General features: G+C 53.7%; 1 protein-coding gene. It reads right to left on the bottom strand.

The window, feature by feature from the left end:
* Window positions 1-102 precede the first annotated feature (102 nt).
* On the bottom strand, window positions 103-2,955 hold the full coding sequence (locus MFF01_RS22235; protein WP_238228584.1) for a hypothetical protein: 2,853 nt from the start codon (window positions 2,953-2,955) through the stop codon (window positions 103-105).
* Window positions 2,956-3,263 lie beyond the last annotated feature (308 nt).

The following is a 3,263-nucleotide window of genomic DNA, read 5'->3' as shown; positions in this document are numbered from 1 at the left end:
GTTACTATTCAGGGGTTAGGTAGCCCTTTGATCTACTTGATTATTTATATGCTTTATTAAAACTATGATGCTTATATATATACATTATGTCAAGCCTCCCGGTTAGCGGCGCATAGTCACACACGTCACCAGTATAAGTACTGCCACAGCGGCGAGTGTTAGCCCGCCGAATCCGCCAGCTACCCGCTGCACCCATGTCATTGCCGTGCCAGACATGTCAGGAAAAACTTGGTTGTTATGGCTCGCCCCATAAGGGACGATGTGATCCTTCGGCGGCTCACACGCTGCCATGCATGTCGTTTTGGCACTGCACACAGATACCTTGAATGCCGGGGATGCTGATGCTGTAGAGAAATGCAGGGTTATCTTGCCATCTGTTTTGATGTCCACAGCTGCCTCCTGTATGGTGGCTACGTTCGAATGAGAATGGACAGCACATTTTCCGGGTTTGTCGGTTTTGAAAGTCAGAGTCGCAATCCCGCCGAAGTCCGATGAGTGCGTGCAGACCGCCACTTGGCACTCCAGGTTTGTGACGGCAGGTGCATCAATCACGCGCGTAAACGCGGAGTCCGGGATGTCCATGGAGACTGGGATGTTGCCAACGGCGCAATTTTCTGCTCTAACTGGGTTGGTCTTGATTACGCATCCAAAGGGAGCCTTGTCATTCAGCGACGTGCCTCTCTCTTTTATCCAGTACTTAAAGCCAGAAGGGGTCTGTGTGTAAGGCACGTGAACAGTACCGGACGAAGGTCTTGACAACTTGAGGGCGGTGTTGGCATACAGGTCCTTGCTCTCTACCGTCCTGCTCTGGATGTCTCCAAACCTTCCTGGTTGTCCTGACCCGTAGGGTGGGAAGTCCAGGTTGTAGACGTCGTTCTTATAGACGACAATCTTGTTGTCGAAAGGCGTCCAGGCAGTGGAGATTGGACCAAAAGTAAACCTGCTGCCTCCGACGGTCACTGTGTGCTCCCCGTTGACGAACGCCGTTGTTGTCTGATTGAGGTTCCCGTAGCTTATTCGGATGGTGGCTTTCATTGCCGCAGTATGCGCCTTGTAGGCCGCGGCATGGTCGTGCTTGCATACGTCCGATCTGTCAACGTATGCTTCACTCAGCTGGGTGTTCTCAGTGTCGCAGAAGCAGTATGCGCCGCCCCACATAAATGGGTACACTCCTGTGTAGACCTGGCATTGATAGTCGGGGCGCTCCATGGATCTGCATTCTGATGTCCCGCAGCACTTGATATAAGGTGACGGCACGACTGTCTTGTATTCACAGGTTATGTACTCTAAGTTTAGTGTGGGTTCCAAGCTGGTTCCAAGTACCTCAAGCTGTAGGGTCATCGGGGAGAAGCCGTTCCTCTCAATGTGAGCCTTATACGGGAATCCCACCACATTCGGGATCGTTGCGGTGTGTTCGTAAGATTTTACGACGGGAGTTCCCAGGCTCACCAACACTAAAAAAGATAGCGGTTTGCAGCAGCAAAGCAGGTTCTTCAGGCAGCATACAAGTATGATTATGGCAGCGAGCGGCGTTGCAAGCTCCAGCCAAAACAGGGTTTGATTCTCATCCCATAGATACGCCATAGATTCCGCAAACGACGCGGCATGCGCTCGTGGTGCGCAGCATAGTACTCCTAGTGTTACCGGGACGACGGCTCCGGGGGTCAGGGCGTATGGGGTCAGGCACTTGCGGCGTGCAGTGGCGAACATGTAACATGACGCCAGCAGCGATAGTACGACTGCGAGACACGCGGCTGAGACAGCGACGATGGTGGCTGCTGGGTATAGCCCATAGTAATAGAGTATGATCTCGTGCGGCCACCCATGGGGTTTGCCTTCAGTTGTCAGCTGGGCCCACAAGCGCACGGGTGGGTTGTTTCCCCATCTGTACTCTATCCCATCTTCGGTCACCGGTATGGTCCGTTCGACGTATCGGTCTATCCACTCCTCATACGGACGCGGATCTGCTCCTAGACTCCGGTACGTCAACAGCGTGGGATGATCTGGATGCAGTTTCACTGTCAGTTCTCTCTTTCCGTATGTGACACCTGGTGCACGTGCAAGGGGCACCCTGCATGTGGAGTTGGTCAGAGGGAAGGGTACGTGCACTTTACCTTTGCGAGACAACTGGTCGGCTCTAGGGACAAACGAGGAGGTGTACTGCCACTTATCGTGGTTAGTCACCGCAGCGTGGCACTGTGCTATTTTGCACGAATTGATAGTCTTGTCGCTACTGGTGGTGCCCACGTTGCCACTACCACACGTGCAGTTGTATCTGATGGTTTTTCCTCCTGCTGTGATCTTTACGTTACCTGACCGCTGCGACAGCAACGTTATGTCTGGGATATCCGGTGGGGTATGCATGTAGATCTCTTCCTCCGTCGGTGCGGTAGTCAGCTGGTACGTTGTGCATGGCACTTCGATACCGAAGTGGGGCCTGACGGTGAATTTTTCTCTGCCTACTGGGGCCGGAGCGTGTTTGTACTGCACTTTGCAGGCCTGTGTGTGCGATTCTGCATCTTGGAACTGGACCTTTAGTTCGCCCCCTGGAGGGCAGTAGGCCACGATGAAGTGGCCCATCGTGCCTCGAATAGCGCACACACCGGAAGTATGCACTTGTAAAGAATCCCGGTTTGCCTCTTTCATGTCATGCCCGGCGATGTACCTGATTTTGCTGTGTTCGTGTGTTCCTCCTTTGTTGATGCCAATTTGCGCTGCGACCTGGATCTTTATCATGCCATCGGAAGCCTCATCCCTAATTTTTTCTATAGCCACCGGGCTGTAACAGAACTGCCCGTCTCCGCAGTCCGCGCAATACGCTAGGTACGGTTTCGTGGCCTTGTAGACATTGAAGTGGTCCGTCACACTGCGACGGTGGCGTGCACTGTTGTTACACGTCATCGTGGCCTCGAGCAGGTCGTAGTAGCCCGGGCGGTCCACGTTGTCCTCCAACATCCTCAGTGTCTGTTCTGGTTGTTTTTCATAGCAACAGGGTGCACATGCGGGCTCTGAGCATGGGAATGTAACGTTGGCTAAGACGCACATCATCAAGGCGGCGGACCATTCTTCTGTTCCTTCTGGGGTGTACCGTGTGACCATGTCTTTGGTCCAGGTCACGACAGATAGGGCAGTCCTGGCTCCTTCGTTGGCCCCTCCCAGGACAATGGCCACCACACGTCCTTTGTTGTCGAAGATCGGCCGGCCGCTGTCTCCTGGTTTACCTGCGCCTGTCGGGATTGTGAACCTGCCACCGCTGTACTGCA

It is taken from the genome of Methylobacterium adhaesivum, from assembly GCF_022179065.1.
Taxonomy (GTDB): Bacteria; Pseudomonadota; Alphaproteobacteria; order Rhizobiales; family Beijerinckiaceae; genus Methylobacterium; species Methylobacterium adhaesivum.
The sequence above is the reverse complement of the archived record's forward strand: the minus strand, read 5'-3'. Positions and strand labels throughout refer to the sequence as shown.

Bases quoted from the DNA above. Each gene is read 5' to 3' on its own strand.
- MFF01_RS22235 (WP_238228584.1), bottom strand. From the start codon at position 2,955: ATGTTGGAGGACAACGTGGACCGCCCGGGCTACTACGACCTGCTCGAG.